Origin of the sequence: Sphingomonas faeni (genome assembly GCF_003053745.1) — a bacterium.
In the GTDB taxonomy this organism is placed as follows: domain Bacteria; phylum Pseudomonadota; class Alphaproteobacteria; order Sphingomonadales; family Sphingomonadaceae; genus Sphingomonas; species Sphingomonas faeni.
The window spans coordinates 148337-164589 of sequence record NZ_QAYE01000006.1 but is presented as its reverse complement, the minus strand read 5'-3'; the positions used below and the strand labels follow the sequence as shown (position 1 = coordinate 164589).

Here is a 16253-nt window from a genome sequence, read left to right as displayed (position 1 = left end):
GCGTCGACAGGTCCCGCCGCGGGCGCGGCCTATCCCGCGCGTTGCCAGTGGGCGCTGATCCTGACCGGGTCGTGGATATGGCCGCCGACAACCAACAGCATCGCGCCGGCGGTGGCGCAAAGGAAACCGATCGTCGCGAGCAGGAACGCAAGCAGGCCGGCTGCCGGGTGGAGACGAACGAGGGTGTAGATCCCGGTGACGGCAATCGCGAGCGACAAGACACCGCTCGCGCGGAGGCTGAGATCGGTACGGAGGCGGCGAGCGTCGGTCATGCGACACTTCAGCTATCGCCGACCACATAAGCGTTCGAGATTGGTTTTGAGGGGGAGCCATAGTGTTTGCGTAGTGCGCAACCCCGTCATCCCGGCGAAAGCCGGGACCTCGCGCGGCAGGGGCGACCTGCTGCGGGGAAACGCACTAATATTCCCGGTTCAGGCGTCGACCAACAGCCTGTACCCGATCCCGAGTTCGTTCGCGATCACCGTGCCAACGCCCCCAGTGCCCTCCAGCTTCTGCCGCAAGTTACGCACGACGATGCGGAGATATTCGATCCGCCGGTCGTGATCGGTCGGCCAAGCTGCCTCAAGTATCCGCTGATGCGTCACGACCCGCCCCGGATGTGCCGCAAGCGCCGACAGCACGTCGAACTCCTTACGCGTCAGATGCGCCTCCTCGTTGCCGCACCGGACGAGGCGGTGCTCGAAATCGATCTCGACCCCGTGCGCACGCAGGACCGTCGGCCGAGACGTCGCCTCCCCTCGTCCGCGCAACGCCACCCGCAACCGCGCAAGCAACTCTTCGGTATCGAACGGCTTCGTCACATAATCCTCAGCCCCCAGATCGAGCGCAGCGACCTTCTGGTCGGTCGCCTCGCGCGCGGAGACGACGAGGATGATCGGATCGCCGAGCTTCTTCAGCAGCGGCACCAGTTCCAGCCCGTCGCGATCAGGCAACCCCAGGTCGAGCAGTACCGCGGTCAACGGCCGGCTACCCGCAATCCGCAGCGCCTCGCGCGCATCGACCGCCTCCTCGACGCCGTACCCCGCCCGCTCCAGCGTGTTCTTCAACAACCGCCGGATGTGCAGTTCGTCGTCGACGATCAGGACCGTCTGCGCGCTCATAGGTTAGCTCCATCGGTGTCGCGGACGAGCAGGGCCACGGGGAAACACAGGCTGAACCGTGCGCCGGTCAGGTCCTCGCGGTTGCTGGCTTCGACGGTCATCCCCATCGCTTCGGCGAACGCCTTGACGATCGCAAGCCCGAGCCCGGTGCCACCGATCGCGCGGTCGGAGCCTTCGAGGCGGCGGAACGTCTCGAACACCTCCTTCTCGCGGCCGGGTGGCAAGCCCGGCCCCTGGTCGATCACCGACAGCCGGAGCATCCCGAAGCGGTGTTCCGCGCGTACCACGATCGGCGTCCCCGGATCGGCATAGCGGCCGGCATTGTCGAGCAGGTTGAGCAGGCAATGGTGGAGCAGTTGCGGATCGACGCGGACCAGCGGCAGGTTCGGCGCGACGTCGAGCTCGATCGCATGGCCTTCGAGCACACGCTTCGTGTCGTGCACCGCGCCCGCCACCGCATCGGTGAGGTCGGTCGGTTCGAGCCGCAACCGAAGCGCCCCCGCCTCGACGCGCGCCATATCGAGCAGATTGCCGACGAACCGGTTGAGCCGCGCCGCCTCGGTCTCGATCGTGTCGATCAGCTCGGGCGTGACGCCGCGGTGCAATTCCGCCGCCGCCGCCATCACCGAGGTGAGCGGCGTGCGCAGGTCGTGACTGACCGACGACAGCAACGCCTGCCGCAACCGATCGCGCTCGCGCACCGCATCGACATCGCGCATCTCGACCTCGAGCCGCGCGCGTTCGAGCACCAGCGACGCCTGATCGACCAAGCTCATCAGCAGCGGCAACTGGTCCGATCGCACCGGATCGCCACCCGCCTCGCGCGCGAGGCCGAGCACCGCCAGCGTCCGCTCGCCCGAGCGCAACGGCTGAAAGAACCACTCCGACGCCGCCAGCGTGCTCGACCCGCGACCCGCCGGCGCACCCGTATCATACGCCCATTGCGCGGCCGCCATCTCCATCGTCTCGAGCCGGTAATCCGCCCCGTTCGCCGCCTGTACCGCGAGGCCCGGATCTTCCGCGACGAGGATCACCGCGCGCACGCCGAACAACCGCCCGATTTCCTCGCAGATCGCGCGGGCCAGCGCGACCGGGTCGTTGAGCGAGGTCAATTGGCGCAGGAATCCTGCGAGCGCGGCGTTGGTGCGGGCGCTGGCGGCGGCGATGTCCGCCTGCGCACGGACCCGCGACGTGAGCTGGCTCGTCACGAACGCGATGCCGAGCAGCACGAGGATCGAGATCACGTTCTCGGGATTGTTGATCGTCAGCGTGCCGGTCGGCGGCAGGAAGAAGAAGTTGTACGCGATCGACGAAACCACGCCTGCGAACAGCCCGGTGCGCAGGCCGAACAGGCTCGCCGCGGCCATTACGGGCAGCAGATACAGCAGCGCGACGTTGCCGAGGTTAAGGATGTGGAACAGCGCGCTCGCGACGCCGGTGACGCCCGCGACCATCGCCGTCGTCCACGCGTAGCCCGCCTTGCTGCCCCATCCTCCGGTCCGCACGCGCGTGCCTCGGGGCGCGGTGGGCGGGTCCATCGGCAGGACGTGGACGGCGATCCCGGGTGACTCGCGGACCATCTGGTCTACGACCGAGCCGTGACGCAGTTCGAACCAGCGCGAGCGGGTGGACTTGCCGACGACGAGCTGCGTGGCGCGCGCCTCGGTCGTGAAGGTTTTCAGGCCTTCGACCACCGACGTCGCGGGGACGGTCGCGACGTCGCCGCCGAGTTGCGTCGCAAGATTGAAGACCGCAGCGAGCTGGCGGTGCTCGGGCTCGCCAAACGACTGCGCGCGGGGCGTCTCGATATACACCGCGGTCCAGGGCGCGTGCATCGCGTCGGCGATCCGCTTAGTCGCGCGGACGAGGCCGAGCGCGCCGGGCAGTTCGCTAATCGCGACGACGATCCGCTCGCCGCCTGCCCAGGTGCCGCCGACGCCCAATGCGCGGACGTGTTCGAGCATCTGCGCATCGACGGCTTGGGCGGCGCGACGGAGCGCGAGTTCGCGTAATGCCGACAGGTTGGACTTCGAGAAAAAATGCGAGAGGGCGCGGGTGGCCTCTTGGGGCAGGTAGACTTTGCCCGCCTTCAGCCGCTCGATCAGTTCGTCGGGTGGAATGTCGACGACTTCGATCTCGGCCGCCTCGACGATGCTGTCGGGGACGGTCTCGCGGACGCGGACTCGCGTGAACGAGGCGACGACGTCGTTGAGGCTCTCGATATGCTGGATGTTAATCGTCGAATAGACGTCGATGCCCGCGGCGAGCAGCTCCTCGACGTCCTGGTAGCGTTTCGGGTGGCGGCTGCCGGGCGCGTTGGTATGCGCGAGTTCGTCGACCAGGACGAGAGTGGGCGCGCGCTCGAGGATGGCGTCGAGGTCCATCTCGTCGAGCGTGCGGCCTTCGTACGGGATCGCTTTCCGCGCGACGATCTCGTGGCCTCTGGTAAGCGCTTCGGTTTCGACGCGGCCGTGCGTCTCGACCACGCCGATGACGACATCGACGCCCGCACGACGGCGTTCCGCGCCTTCGGAGAGCATCTCGTAGGTTTTGCCGACACCGGGGGCGGCGCCAAGGAAGATCTTCAGACGGCCGCGACCCTCCTGCGACGCCTGTCGCAGAAGGGCCTCGGGTGATGGTCGTCCTTCGTCGTTCAACGTGCGGCGTCGAGGGCGCGGTTAAGGGCAAAGACGTTCACGCGTGGCTCGCCGAGGATGCCAAGCAACGGACCATCGACGTTGGCGGTGACCAGCGCGCGGACCTTGTTGGCCGGGAGGCCGCGGGTACGGGCGACGCGGGTGACCTGGGCATAGGCCGAGGCTGGCGACAGATCGGGGTCGAGACCCGAACCCGATGCGGTCGCGAGATCGGCCGGGAGTGGCCCGGTCACGCCTTCCGCGCGGCGCTTGGCGACGTCGGCCTTGGTGCGATCGACGAGCGCCTGGCTGGTTGGGCCGTAGTTCGAGCCCGACGAGGCCAAGCCGTCATAACCCTTGCCGGCGGCGGAGGGGCGCGTCTGGAAATAGCGGTCGGTGGTGAAGGCCTGCCCGACGACGGTCGAGCCGATCGCCTTGCCGTTGACCATGACGAGGCTGCCGTTCGCTTGCGCGGGGAAAATGGCCTGTCCGATCCCGGTCATGGCGAGGGGATAGACGATCCCGAGCAACAGCGCGAACAGGATCGTCATGACGAACGCGGGGCGGAGGGCGGAGGTGAAATCGGAGGTCATTCTGTCGTCTCCATGTGTCCCCGCGAAGGCGGGGACCCAGTCTGGGCACCCGCCTTCGCGGGTGAACATTGCTTTGGGATGAGGGTGACGGAGGTTGCTCCGGACGACCATCCCCTTGGCACCACCCCGGCGAAAGCCGGGGTCCAATTAGGTGACGTCGCCCACTGGAGTTGCGCTTCGTTACCTCGACCTTTCCAATTGGGTCCCGGCCTTCGCCGGGGTGGTGTTGGGGGTCGGTGCGAGGGTGCATGTGCACGCCACGGGTTAGGCTCAGTCATCATGCCAGCCCCAGCGCACCGACCAGAAGGTCGATCAACTTGATCCCCACGAACGGCGCGATCAGCCCACCCAACCCATACACCGCGAGATTGCGCGCGAGCAGCGGCCCAGCGGCCATCGGCTTGTACGCGACGCCCTTGAGCGCGAGCGGCACCAGCATCGGGATGATAATCGCGTTGAAGATGATCGCCGACAGGATCGCGCTTTCGGGCGAGCCCAGCCGCATCACGTTCAGCACGCCCAGCCCCGGATAGAGCGCGACGAACATCGCCGGGATGATCGCGAAATACTTCGCGACGTCGTTCGCCACCGAGAAGGTCGTCAGCGCACCACGGGTCATCAGCAGCTGTTTGCCCAAGCCCACGATCTCAATCAGCTTGGTCGGATCGCTGTCGAGGTCGACCATGTTGCCGGCCTCGCGCGCGGCCTGCGTCCCGGTGTTCATCGCCACGCCGACGTCGGCTTGGGCGAGCGCAGGCGCATCGTTGGTGCCGTCGCCGCACATCGCGACCAGCCGGCCGCCCTGCTGTTCCTTGCGGATCAGGTCGAGCTTGTCCTCCGGTGTCGCCTGCGCGAGGAAATCGTCGACGCCCGCCTCGGCGGCGATCGCGGCGGCGGTGAGCGGGTTGTCGCCTGTGATCATCACCGTGCGGATGCCCATTGCGCGCAGCTCGCCGAAACGCTCGCGGATGCCGGCCTTCACGACGTCCTTGAGGAAGATCGCGCCGAGCAACCGGCCATCGCGGGCGACTGCCAGTGGCGTGCCGCCGGCGCGGGCGATCTCGTCGGTGATCCGGCGCAGTTCGGTGGCCGCGGCGGTTGCCCCTGCCCCCGGATTGGCCTTCAAGATCGAGTCGACGGCCCCCTTCTGGATCAGCGAACCACCGACGATCACGCCCGAGATGCGCGTCTGCGCGGTGAACGGAATCACCTCCGCATCGCTCGGCAGTTCGCTGGTCGTAACCCCGAACTTCTCGCGCGCCAGCACGACGATCGAGCGGCCCTCAGGCGTCTCGTCGGCGAGGCTGGCGAGCAATGCCGCCTCGGCCAGATCCTCGTCGCGCGTGCCGCCGACCGAGCGGAACTCGCTCGCCTGACGATCGCCGATCGTGATCGTGCCCGTCTTGTCGAGCAGCAGGACGTCGATATCGCCCGCCGCCTCGACCGCACGACCCGACTTCGCCAGCACGTTGAAGCGCACCAGACGATCCATCCCCGCGATCCCAATCGCCGACAGCAACGCCGCTATCGTCGTCGGGATCAGCGTGATCAGCAGCGCCGCCAGGATCGCGACCGGCACGCGGCCGCCCGCATAGCTCGCGAAACCGGGGATCGTGCCGACCGCGATCAGGAAGATGATCGTCAGGCCGACGAGCAGCAGCGTCAGCGCGATCTCGTTCGGCGTTTTCTGCCGCTCAGCGCCCTCGACGAGTGCGATCATGCGGTCGAGAAAGCCCTCCCCGGGATTGGCGGTGACCTTGACGCGGATCTCGTCGGAGATGACGCGCGTGCTCGCGGTCACCGCCGAGCGATCGCCGCCGGCCTCGCGGATCACCGGCGCGCTCTCGCCGGTGATCGCGGCCTCGTTGACCGAGGCGACGCCCCAGACAACTTCGCCGTCCGCCGGGATCAGATCGCCCATCGTCACCAAGACGATGTCGCCCGCGCGGAGCATGCTGGCGGGGACGGACTCGACTTGATCCCCCTTCATGCGGCGGGCGGTCAGTTCGGCCTTGGTCGCACGCAACGACGCGGCCTGCGCCTTGCCGCGGCCTTCGGCGAGCGCTTCGGCGAAGGTGCCGAACAACACCGTCAGCCACAGCCAGATCACCAGCTGGATCTTGAAGCCGACCGACAGCCCGTCGCCGCCGACATTGACGAGGATCGTCAACAGCGTGGCGACGACCGCGGTGACGAACATCACCGGGTTGCGGATCAACTGCCGCGGATCGAGTTTCCGGAAAGCGTCGCCGATCGCCGGGATGATCAAGTCGGCCGTAAACAGCGACTTGGTAGGGGTGCGTGCCATTTTGGCTTGTCCCGTCAGAAGGTTTTGCCGCTGATCATCGCGAGATGATCGGCGATGGGACCGAGCGCGAGGCTCGGCAGGAAGGTCAGGCCGCCGACGATCAGGATGATCCCGACCAGCAGGCCGACCCACAGCGCACCCGTCGTCGGGAACGAGCCAGCGCTTTCGGGCGTGTATTTCTTGGCCGCGAGACCACCGGCGATGGCGAGCATCGGCACGATGATGAAGAACCGGCCAAGCCACATCGCGACGCCCAGCAGGCCGTTGTAATAGGGCGTGTTGGCAGTGAGACCGGCAAAGGCCGACCCGTTGTTCCCGACCGCGCTGGTGAAGGCGTAGAGGATCTCGCTGAACCCGTGCGGCCCCTTGTTGAGCGGCCCTGCGAGCCCGTCCGGCAGCACGGCGCTGAGCGCGGTGAAGCCGAGGATGACGAGCGGCAGGATGGCGATCGCCAGCACCGCCAGCTTCACTTCGCGCGCCTCGATTTTCTTGCCGACATATTCGGGCGTGCGGCCGACCATCAGCCCTGCGACGAACACGGCGAGAATGGCGAACAGCAGGAAGCCGTAGATGCCCGCGCCGACGCCGCCGATGACGACTTCGCCGAGTTGCATGTTGAGCAACGGGATCATGCCGCCGAGCGCGGTGAAGCTGTCGTGCATGGCGTTGACCGCGCCGCACGATGCCGCCGTCGTGACGACCGAGAACAAGGCGGACGCGGCGATCCCGAAGCGGACCTCCTTGCCTTCCATGTTACCGCCCGCGACGCCGATGCTGTGGAGGATCGGGTTGCCCGCGGCCTCCTGGGCATAGGTGATGGTGACGCCGGCGAGGAACAGCACGAGCATCGCCGAGAGGATCGCCCAGCCCTGCCTGGTGTTGCCGACCGCCTTGCCGAACGTCCAGGTCAGGCCGAAGCCGATGACGAAGATCGACAGCATCTGCACGAAGTTGACGAGCGCGGTCGGGTTTTCGAACGGATGAGCCGAGTTCGCGTTGAAGAAGCCGCCACCATTGGTGCCGAGCATCTTGATCGCTTCCTGGCTCGCCACCGGCCCGAGCGTCAGCGTCTGCTTGAGCCCTTCGAGCGTCGTGATATCGACGGTGCCGACCATCGTCTGCGGCACGCCGCTGGCGATGTAGAAGAGCGTCACGACGACGCAGATCGGCAGCAGCACGTAGAGCGTGACGCGCGTCATATCGGCCCAGAAATTGCCGATCGTCGCACTCGAGCGCCGCGCGAACCCACGGAATAGCGCGAACGCGAGCGCGATGCCGGTCGCCGCCGACAGGAAGTTGTGGATCGTCAGGCCGAACATCTGGCTGAAGTTCGACATGGTCGTCTCGCCGGCATAGCTCTGCCAGTTGGTGTTCGCGGTAAAGCTGATCGCGGTATTGAACGCGAGGTGGGGGCTGAGCCCTGCGAGCCCCTGCGGATTACCCGGCAACACGCCCTGCAGACGCAGCACTGCATAGGTCAGCGCCATCAGCACGACATTGAACATCAGCATGTGGACGGCGTAACGGCGCCAGCCCTGCTCCGCCTTCGGGTCGATGCCGCTGAGCTTGTAGAAGCCGGTCTCGACGGGGCCGAGGATCGCGTAGATCGGCGTGCGGCGGCCTTCGTACAAGGCGAACAGCCACATACCGACCGGTTTGGTCAACGCCATCAGGATGCCGACGAAGCCCAGGATAAGGATCCATCCTTCGAATGTCATGAGGACGCGCTCCTAAAAGCGTTCGGGACGGATGAGCACCGCCACGAGGTAAAACAGCAGCCCGAGCGCGACGATCGCGGCGAGCCAGAGGTCGAGGGTCATGATTGTGTCCTCATGGGCTCAGGCGTTGTCGCACAGGCGGACATAGGCGAGCGTCGCCGCCACCAGTCCGATCATGATGGCGATCCAGAGAAGGTCCTGCATGGCTGGGTTCCTTTCAGAAGGCTGCGGTGAGCGAGGCAACCACGGTGCCGTCGGCGATCGATCCGGTTCCGTCCTGGCCGCGGCTGAAGCTGGGCTGGAGATACGCAGCACTCCGACGCGTGATGTCGGTGTCGACATAGCTCACGTTCAGCGTCAGGTTTTTATACGTAGTGTCCGCACCGAGCGACCAATCCCAATAGTCGCCGGTCGGCGCTGCGCTGGTCGCGTTCGGGCCAAGGCCGTCATTGCCCCAGCTATGGCCGATATGCGCCTTGGCGGTGATCGGCGTGCCGGCAATCGCAAACGCACCGTCGCCGGTCAGGTAGAGGTTGTCCTCCTTGTCACCTGCGTCGGTGTAAACGCCCGCCGCGACATCGGAGCCGGTGCGATACCATTTGCCGAGTGCCTGCTGCTTCGGCGCGTAGAAGGCGCTCGCGGTCAGCGTCGCTGGGCCAGTCGTGCCGCTGAGCTTCACATAGGGCTCGGCATAGTCGGTCTTCGAGGCGCCGCCCGGATACATGTACCAGGTCAGGCCGACATCGATCGTCGCGTTGTCCGCGAGCTTGTGCTTGTAGCCGCCGATCAGGTCGAGCTCCATGTTCGAGCCGCCGAACGTGCCCCAGCCCGACAGGTTCGAGCCCCATGCGCCGATATACACGCCGCTCTGGTGCGCGATCGTCAGCCCGCCCTGGATCGCGCCATCCTTGTCCGACTGCGACACGCCGCGCAGGCGGTAGTCGGTCGCGAGCGTCACCGAACCGGAGACGGTTACCGGAGACGGCGGCGCGGTGTCCTGTGCGAACGCGGGCGTGGCGATACCGGCGAGAAGTCCGGCGGCGGCGGCGAAACGAAGAATGTGCATTGCGGTCCCCATGCGCGTGCCGCCGGAAGGATGGCGGTTCGCGAGGACTGGCAATTAGGCTCCGGCGACATAGCAATTCGAGATCGATTGCCGGGCCGGAGCATATGTTTCGCGTAGTATTGTCGAATTATTGTGCGGTGCGGCGAAGGATCAGCCAGCCGGCGACGCCCGACAGGATCGAGCCCGCGAACACGCCGACCTTTACCGCGTCCATCGCGTGCGGTGCGCCGGCGAAGGCGAGCCCGCCGATGAACAGGCTCATCGTGAAGCCGATCCCGCACAACACCGCCATGCCGTAGACCTGCGTCCAGCTCGCGTTCCTGGGCGCCTCGGCCAGCCGGAACGTCACGAGACCGCGGATCGTCGCGAAAATGCCGATCTGCTTGCCGAGGAACAACCCCAGCATGATCCCGACCGGCAGTGGCGCAATCACGTCCGCCGCCACCATCCCGCCGAACGCGATGCCCGCATTGGCGAACCCGAACGCCGGCACGATCAGGAAACTCGACCAGGGCTGGAGTGCGTGTTCAAGACGTTTCAGCGGCGGCTGACCGTCTCCCGTGCGCAGCGGAATCGTCAACGCGACCGCCACGCCGGCGAGCGTCGCATGCACACCCGACAGCAAGACACCGTACCAAATCCCGACGCCGATCAGCAGGTACGGCACCAGCGACCGCACGCCCGACAGGTTCAGAATGACGAGCACGCCCAGCCCGGCGCCCGCCGCAAGCAACGGGAGCAGCGCGATATGGCCGGTGTAGAACAGCGCGATGACGAGAATCGCGAGCAGGTCGTCGATCACAGCGATCGCCGTCAGCAGTATCTTCAACGAGGTCGGCACGCGCGACCCCAGCAGAGCCAGGATGCCCAGCGCGAACGCGATGTCGGTCGCCGCAGGGATCGCCCAGCCGCGCAGATTGGCGGGCGTACCCATGTTGACGAGCACATAGAGGCCCGCCGGCACCGCCATGCCCGCGAGCGCCGCCGCACCGGGCATGATGCGCTCGCCCCAGGTCGAGAGATGCCCCGAGACGAACTCGCTCTTCACCTCCAACCCGATCAGCAGGAAGAACAGCGCCATCGCGCCGTCGTCGATCCAGTGGTGGACGCTCATCCCGCCGACTGCGTGGTGCAGTGTCGCGAAGTAGGTTGGCGCGAGCGGTGAATTGGCGACGATCAGTGCCGCTATCGCCGCCGCGAGCAGCACGATGGCGCCCGCCGCATCACCCGAGAAAAAGCGGCGGAGCGCGGTCAAAGCCCTTCGCCGCCAACCCATTGCGCGTTGGACAGGCGTCGCGCGAGATCCCAGCTCTGGACGCGGATATCGGGCACCGCGACGACCTCCCACAGCCCCCCGCGGGTCATGGGGCCGATGCAGTGGATGCGGTCGTCGGGAGTCCCATCGGCGCGGATCGCGCGTGACTGCGCATCGACGTCGACGCCGAGCCGCAATGGATCGGGTCGGATCGCGCCAGCCGCGAGCAGGTGCTTCACGAGCGGCTCTTCCGAGCGCAGCAGGTCACCCTGCGGCCCGGTGCAGTTGACGATCCGCGCCGCGCGCGTGACGACCGGGTCGGTTTCGCCACGTGGCCGCCACGTCAGCTTTGCCTGCGTCCCGTCGGCGCCGGCGGACACGATCTTGCCCGCCGCGAAGGTGAGCCGCCCGGTCGCGACGAGCGCCTCGACACGGTCAGCAACGGCTGGTGCGAGCCGGTGGCGGTGGACGTCCCAATACGGGCGTAGATGGCGAAGGAAGCGCCCGCGCACCTCCTGCGACGCCGCCGACCACAGCATCTGCGTGACCGGACGAAGCTCGTCGACTGCGCAGCGCCAGCCTTCCTCCGCAGCGCGTGCACGAACATGGCGGACGAGGTCGGTCAGCCCGCCCTGCGGTTTGTCCGAGACACCGCGGTGCGCCGGCGCGCCATCGACATGCCGCCGCGGCGACAATCCGCGTCGCGACATCGCCAGGATGTTTCCGGCGAACCCCTGCGCATCGAGCAGCAACGCCGCGTCGATCGCGGTCAGCCCGGTTCCGACCAGCACGACGGTGTCGTCCGCGCCCAGCCCCTCGGCGAGGTTGGCCGCCCACGGGTCCGCGTAATAGACACCGGTCGGCAGCGCGTCGGGCTTCAGCCCCGGCGGGGTATGCGGTGGCAGGTTGCCGAGCGCGAGCACTGCGGTGTCGGCCGCGATCTTGCGCCCATCCGCCATCGTCAGCGTCACGCCGTCGCCTTCGACCGGATCGATCGCGCGGACCTCGCCCTCGACATGCACCAGCCGGCCATCCGATTCCGCGATCGCTGCATCGAGCAGTTCGCGCAGATACGCGCCATAGGTGGTGCGCGGGACGAAGGTCTTGCGGTCGCCCTTGCCGTGCGCCTCCAGCCAGCGGACGAAGTGATCGGGATCGTCGGGCAGCGCGCTCATGTTCCCCGCGCGGACGTTGAGCAGGTGATCGGGATGCGCCGCGCTATACGCGACACCGCGCGCGAGTTGCCGATCACGCCGCTCGATTAGAGTCACGCGCGGCCCCTCGTGCCGCATCAGATTGACCGCGAATAGAGCACCCGAAAACCCGCCCCCGACGACAACGACATGATCCTCGGGCCCCGCAATCCGCGGCATCGTCGCTCGGTCGTCCATCTGTTCGCTCACCTCGTTAGCCGCTGGACGCCATGCCTCATCGGCGGCGACTAGCCTACCCCCCGAGCTACATCGCCGCCTTCCAACCGGTCACATTGCTCTCTGTCCGGTTCGCGCATTCCGAGCCGATATACCACCACGCGATATCTCGCATTCCGACTGCAAGCTGAGCATGGTTGCGCATGAGCACGGCGCCTGCGTGGCCGGCGCTGACGCAAGATGCGATCCTATGCCGACCCTCCCTTCTGCCGCGCTTCCTGATGACGGGCACGTGCCTGACGTCGCCACTCACGATGCAGGCGAATGCCGATACGCGCGCGACGCTCGACCCAAACGGAAGCCTCGTCACGATCGAGCCGTATGCGCCGAACATCGTCCGGACCACCATTTCGCTCGATCGCCCGCTGGCCGATGCACCCCAGGCGAAAGCCCCGACACCAAGTCAACCGCGACCAACTGGGCGCACCGCACAGATCGTGACGCCACGCCAGCCGGCGGCGGCACGTCAGGGCTCGACGAAGGGCAGGTTCGGTCTCTTTACAGGCGACCTGCCCTTCGCGTTTTCCTGCCCGGCTACGCGTCGATCAGGCGACCCAGCAGGTTCGTCATGCGCAGTCGACCGAGCGCCGTGAGCTGGACGTGCGAGCGACGACCGTCACGCGCATCGCGAATGCGTTCGACAAGGTCGGCGTCCTGCAACATCGTCAGATAGCGTAGCGCGGTGGCCGACGGCGCGCGTGCGCCGATGCAGACTGCCGAGACGCTCAGTCGTCGCTGCTCGTGTTCCGAGATGAACAGGTCGAGCAGGATGTCCCAGGCAGGCTCCGAAAACAGCGCGTCGCCGAGCATCGCATCCCGGACTTTGCGGAGTTCGTACAGCCGCCGCGCCATATCGACCAGAACGGTGTCGGGTACGGCGAACGACGCAGAGCGCTTGGCGATGTTAATCGGCGTTACGGCAAGTGCGTAAGTCATAAACGTCTTCCGAATTCGCTTATCGGATCGTGCGGTCCTGGCGACTCCAGTCGAGATCCCAGCCCTGGGCCTGGATCCGCCGCGAATGCCTGACCGTCCCGATCACGAGGAGCAGAACGATGGGATAACTCCAGACGGCAGAGAGGACGGCGTAGACGAGCCGGATGACGTCGGGGCTGATCGCCTTGGCCAGATGAGCCCCCGTCCCCAATGCGTGGAGCGCGGTGACCCAGGCTGGCCAGAAGCGATCGGCATGCAACGTGATCATGATCATCACGACGAGCAGGATCAGGTCGACGACCATGACACCGACCTCCATCCCGGCGAACAATACCGGGATGTCGCGCTGGATCACGCTGGTGGAAAGCGCCGCCAGCAACAGGGCCAGGCCCGTCAACCGCTCCGGTGCCCCGCCCCGCAGGAGCGCATAGCCGGACGCGGTCAACTGTATCGCGTAGAACACCCAGACCCGATCCAACTCTTACCTCCGCAGGACCGTAGTTGGTCGTTCAGGCGACCGCGGCCAGATGGACCGGGGCGTCGAAGTCGGTTGCAAGCCGCAGCGCACCTTCGTTCGGCGGGCATTCCGCGGTATCGCCGTAGCCGTAGAACTGGCCGAGACCGATCTCGGTACGGACGTCGACCAGCGCACGGTGCGCTTCGATGAAGCGCTGCCGGACGGCGACCATCTCGAACGACGCCTGCGATACCATCTGCAACGCGGCGGCGCCCGTGCCGAACGGCAGGTTCGCAGCGACGCGTTGCTGCATCAGCGTCGCCATACACGAGGCGGTGAGCATCGCGGCCTTGTCGACCGCGGCTTCTGCCTCGAGAAAGTCATTGGCTACCCTATCGGCAGCGCGGCGGCGTTCTCTCAACATCGAAATTCCTCCCCTTGGCACCGACGTTGCGGTGCCGTGTACGGGAGCGCTCTGGTCTCGGTTCGATCGTAACAGCGTCGTCAACGTCATCGCCATGTTGACGACCGCCATCGACGTGACGGCAATCAGCCCCATAAGTGCGAGCAGTCGAAATATCCTGTCGCCGATCGAAAACCGGTTGCGCGCCACCCCCGTCGATCCGCTGCCACCGGATAACCCGAGGAAGCGGCGAACAAACCCCCGCGGCTCGCTCTGAGCACTGCTTGCAGGCTTGGAGGGGCCGGGGGGAACGTCGAGTGGTTCGGATGGTAGCCGTTCGTATGCGGCGGCCGGGTCGGAAGGTGATGCTGGCTCGGCACGGGCGTCGGGGTAGGAGGGAAGGCGGTCGCGAACGAGCAGGGCGTCGTCGGCCCCACCGCGCTCGTGGTCCTGCAACCGACGGGCCGCCTCGAACCGCGTGCCGACGCCGAGAATCTGGATCGCACGCTCGATCCGCTTGTCGATCGCAGACGGCGATACGCCGACGATCAGCGCGATCTCCTTCGAGTTGTGATGGGTCAGTACGAGCCGGAGACAGGCGCGTTGGGCTTCGGTCAACTGATCGATGCGTCCTGCGGTCATGGCGTGATGGTAGCGTGAACCCATGACGGTTGCACCTCTCGCGTGAGAGCGGAAGAAACTGAATTACAAACCTCTGAATTGGAAAGAATTTCTGGAGCCCAATCAACAGGCAGATCTTAGTATCGGCACAAATAGAGAGGGTGCGATGATCGTTGCTGCGGCAAACGCCTGGCTGGGCCTGCGCGTGGAGGAAAAGCAACGCCTGAGGCGGGGCGGATTTCCACTGATGGCGGTGGCGATACTGTCCACGATGCTCACCGGTTGCGTCAATCCGGTTGGCCGTTCGCTGTACCAGCCTGCCCCGCTCGCAACGACCCCGACATGGACCGGACGGACGCCGAGGCTGGTCGAAGCAACCGTGGCTGACGGAGTTCATTTTCAGGGCTGGTTCTGGCCGCCGGAAACACCGGGCGGCGCGGTGCTGATCTATGTCCCAGGACGTGCGGGCAATCGCGACATCGCGGCGAAGGCAGCGCAGGCCTTCGCCCGTGACGGCCGGGGCGTGCTCGTCGCGTCGTATCGCGGCTATGGCGATAATCCGGGTGTTCCGGACGAACGCGGACTTTACCAGGATGGCCGCGCGTTCGTGGATTGGGCGGAACGGCTAGTGCCAGACGGCAATCACTTCCTGTTTGGCGACGGACTCGGTGCCGCCGTGGCGTTGCACGTGGCCGCGGATCTATCGGCCGGAGCGGGCGTCGACGGAGTCGTGACGCTCGGCGCGTTCGACTCCTTCGCGCGGTTCGTGCCCGGCCTGGAGCGTGGCCTATATGCAGCGGCGTTCGACAATGTTGCGGCTATTCGTCGCGTGACTGTGCCGGTGCTGCTGATGCATGGTCGCAAGGATGAGGTCGTGCCTTTCGTCGCAGCGGAGCGGTTGCGCGCGGCGGCTGGTGGCAAGGCGTTGGTCGTGCCGATCGACGGCGAGGCGTATCACAGCTTCGACTTGAGCCACATCGCGCCGGTGGTGTGGCGTGCGCTGGACCAGATTGCCGCGGACGAAGCGGCAGCAAAGTAGCGGACTTAGTCGCGCGCGAAAATCTCGGTGTGTGGGATCGTCAGGCCGAGCGAGGGAATGACGAGGTCCAGAGAGGTCGAGAACAACGTCTCGATCCAGCCGCCCTCGATCCGCTGGTGAACCGACAACGCCTCGGCATCAACGTCGACGAAGGCAAGTGTGTCGACAGAACCGATCGCGCGGTATTCGTCTCTCTTGACGGTCAGATCGAAGTGTCGGGTTGAGGGGGATAGTATCTCGATTATGACGCGCGGATCGGACAGGGTCAGATCGTCGGGCCGGTCGCCGGGTGCGCCGCAATCGATGGTGAGATCGGGGTAGCGCACCGACCGGTCCTGCGTGCGGACCGCCATGTCGGAGCCGTAGGGTGTGCAGTCTGAGCCGCGCAGGGCAGAACGGACGAACGCCGTCAGGTTCACCTGTACGCGTGAATGCTCGCGTGTGCCGCCGGCCATCATGCGGATGACGCCGTTGTCGAGTTCGGCCTTCATGTCGGCGCCGAAATCGATCTGGAGGAATTCCTCGGCTGTCAGCAGCCGGTAGTGCGGGTCGCTAGCCATGTCGGGGACATACGCTGGTTGGGTAGACAAACAAAGGGCCGGGGATTGCTCCCCGACCCTTTGCTTTGGTCGGTGTTTGGCTTGGAACCGAGCATCGGCAAAGCCGCTGC

15 protein-coding genes are annotated in these 16253 nt (G+C 66.3%); 1 reads left to right on the top strand and 14 read right to left on the bottom strand.

Translation table 11 applies throughout. The features are described 5' to 3' along the window. Nucleotides 1–29: 29 nt before the first annotated feature. From C8J25_RS12365 to C8J25_RS12300, 13 genes are all read right to left on the bottom strand, one after another. Entirely contained in the window at nt 30–272 is a 243-nt protein-coding gene (locus C8J25_RS12365) for a hypothetical protein (RefSeq protein ID WP_107954700.1), read from the bottom strand. 159 nt (nt 273–431) lie between these two features. Next, nucleotides 432–1121, bottom strand: a complete 690-nt coding sequence (locus tag C8J25_RS12360; RefSeq protein ID WP_107954699.1) for a response regulator transcription factor — start codon at nt 1119–1121, stop codon at nt 432–434. After that, nucleotides 1118–3778 (bottom strand): sensor histidine kinase, encoded by a 2661-nt coding sequence (locus C8J25_RS12355; RefSeq protein WP_107954698.1) that lies wholly within the window; start codon nt 3776–3778, stop codon nt 1118–1120. Before C8J25_RS12355 ends, C8J25_RS12360 begins: the two co-directional genes overlap by 4 nt. Continuing rightward, nucleotides 3775–4350 carry a potassium-transporting ATPase subunit KdpC gene (gene kdpC, locus C8J25_RS12350; RefSeq protein WP_107954697.1) on the bottom strand — a complete coding sequence of 192 codons (576 nt, stop codon included), beginning with the start codon at nt 4348–4350 and terminating at the stop codon, nt 3775–3777. Before kdpC ends, C8J25_RS12355 begins: the two co-directional genes overlap by 4 nt. 277 nt (nt 4351–4627) lie before the next feature. Next, the gene (gene kdpB / locus C8J25_RS12345) at nt 4628–6658 is read right to left on the bottom strand and encodes a potassium-transporting ATPase subunit KdpB (protein WP_107954696.1); all 2031 of its coding nucleotides are present in this window, start codon (nt 6656–6658) and stop codon (nt 4628–4630) included. A 14-nt stretch (nt 6659–6672) separates the two neighbouring features. Then, the gene (kdpA, locus tag C8J25_RS12340; protein WP_107954695.1) at nt 6673–8376 is read right to left on the bottom strand and encodes a potassium-transporting ATPase subunit KdpA; all 1704 of its coding nucleotides are present in this window, start codon (nt 8374–8376) and stop codon (nt 6673–6675) included. Nucleotides 8377–8388: 12 nt separating this feature from the next. Further along, nucleotides 8389–8478 carry a K(+)-transporting ATPase subunit F gene (gene kdpF / locus C8J25_RS12335; RefSeq protein WP_055875324.1) on the bottom strand — a complete coding sequence of 30 codons (90 nt, stop codon included), beginning with the start codon at nt 8476–8478 and terminating at the stop codon, nt 8389–8391. Nucleotides 8479–8593: 115 nt separating this feature from the next. After that, entirely contained in the window at nt 8594–9442 is an 849-nt protein-coding gene (locus tag C8J25_RS12330; RefSeq protein WP_107954807.1) for a TorF family putative porin, read from the bottom strand. 127 nt (nt 9443–9569) lie between these two features. Next, nucleotides 9570–10697: a Na+/H+ antiporter NhaA gene (nhaA, locus tag C8J25_RS12325; RefSeq protein ID WP_244187052.1), complete on the bottom strand. Its 1128-nt coding sequence runs from the start codon at nt 10695–10697 to the stop codon at nt 9570–9572. Continuing rightward, on the bottom strand, nt 10694–12088 hold the full coding sequence (locus C8J25_RS12320) for an FAD/NAD(P)-binding protein (protein WP_107954693.1): 1395 nt from the start codon (nt 12086–12088) through the stop codon (nt 10694–10696). The genes nhaA and C8J25_RS12320 overlap by 4 nt, the downstream gene beginning before the upstream one ends. Before the next feature lie 573 nt (nt 12089–12661). Further along, nucleotides 12662–13063 (bottom strand): helix-turn-helix domain-containing protein, encoded by a 402-nt coding sequence (locus C8J25_RS12310; RefSeq protein WP_107954691.1) that lies wholly within the window; start codon nt 13061–13063, stop codon nt 12662–12664. Between the two features lie 19 nt (nt 13064–13082). Continuing rightward, nucleotides 13083–13541: a hypothetical protein gene (locus tag C8J25_RS12305; RefSeq protein ID WP_132833631.1), complete on the bottom strand. Its 459-nt coding sequence runs from the start codon at nt 13539–13541 to the stop codon at nt 13083–13085. A gap of 31 nt (nt 13542–13572) precedes the next feature. Further along, nucleotides 13573–14565 (bottom strand): sigma factor-like helix-turn-helix DNA-binding protein, encoded by a 993-nt coding sequence (locus C8J25_RS12300; protein ID WP_107954690.1) that lies wholly within the window; start codon nt 14563–14565, stop codon nt 13573–13575. A 145-nt stretch (nt 14566–14710) separates the two neighbouring features. Between C8J25_RS12300 and C8J25_RS12295 the strand changes: the two genes are divergently transcribed. After that, the gene (locus C8J25_RS12295) at nt 14711–15583 is read left to right on the top strand and encodes an alpha/beta hydrolase (RefSeq protein ID WP_107954689.1); all 873 of its coding nucleotides are present in this window, start codon (nt 14711–14713) and stop codon (nt 15581–15583) included. Between the two features lie 5 nt (nt 15584–15588). Here C8J25_RS12295 and C8J25_RS12290 read toward each other — a convergent pair whose 3' ends face one another. Then, nucleotides 15589–16143: a Uma2 family endonuclease gene (locus C8J25_RS12290; RefSeq protein ID WP_107954688.1), complete on the bottom strand. Its 555-nt coding sequence runs from the start codon at nt 16141–16143 to the stop codon at nt 15589–15591. Nucleotides 16144–16253: the final 110 nt, after the last annotated feature.